Origin of the sequence: Enterobacter sp. CM29, from assembly GCF_013179605.1 — a bacterium.
Classification (GTDB): Bacteria; Pseudomonadota; Gammaproteobacteria; order Enterobacterales; family Enterobacteriaceae; genus Enterobacter; species Enterobacter intestinihominis.
This window is the reverse complement of sequence record NZ_JABMCU010000383.1, coordinates 1-772: the sequence shown is the minus strand read 5'-3', so window position 1 is coordinate 772 and position 772 is coordinate 1. Positions and strand designations below refer to the sequence as shown.

Below are 772 nucleotides of genomic sequence, written 5' to 3'. Positions count from 1 at the left end.
GGAGCCTATGCGGGGTTTCATCCGTTCTTCGTTGAGCTGAGCATGAAATCGAAGGGGATCTTCTCGAAAGGCGTTGATTATGCGCTTGGAGATCATTTCCTGAGCACGAGTGATACACCGACTCCGCCAGCCTACACCGAACGATGCCAATAAACGACACGAATAACTAACCCACCACGCGGTGGGTTTTTTTATGCCCGGAGAAAACTGATGTCTGAGAAAGCAGGCGAGATTTATTACGACATCGAGGCCGATGTATCTGGCTTGCTCAAGGCGCAGGGAAAGGCCAATAAGTCGCTCGACTCCATCGGCAACTCGGCGACCAATGCAGCCAAAAAGATGGATGAATTGCAGACGAACATCAACCGCGTCGCCGGGGCAATTGCCGCATCACTCGTAGTTGACTGGGGTAAGGCGTTTCTCGTTGCTGCTGACAACATGAGCCAGCTCAACGCGCGTATAGAGAGGCTAACTGGCAGCGCAGCGACAGCCTCGCAAACTATGCAGAATCTGATGCGTATCAGTTCGGCAACGGGTGGTTCGCTACAGGATACAGCAAAGCTGTGGGAAACCCTCAGCACTGCATTGCGCGATACCGGTGCGACGAACGGCCAGATCATCCAACTCACCGAAACACTTCAGAAAATAGGTCGCATTGGCGGATCCTCGGCAGAAGAAATGGCGAATGCTCTTCGTCAGTTCGGCCAGTCAATTTCCTCCGGTACGGTTCGGACGGAGGAGTTCAACTCCATCCTTGAGCAAATGCCGGAAC

At 53.2% G+C, this 772-nt stretch carries 1 protein-coding gene; it reads left to right on the top strand.

Annotation, left to right across the window (positions count from 1 at the left end):
* Positions 1–210 precede the first annotated feature (210 nt).
* On the top strand, positions 211–772 hold a 562-nt coding region (locus HP459_RS23200), incomplete at its 3' end, for a tape measure protein (protein ID WP_171936956.1).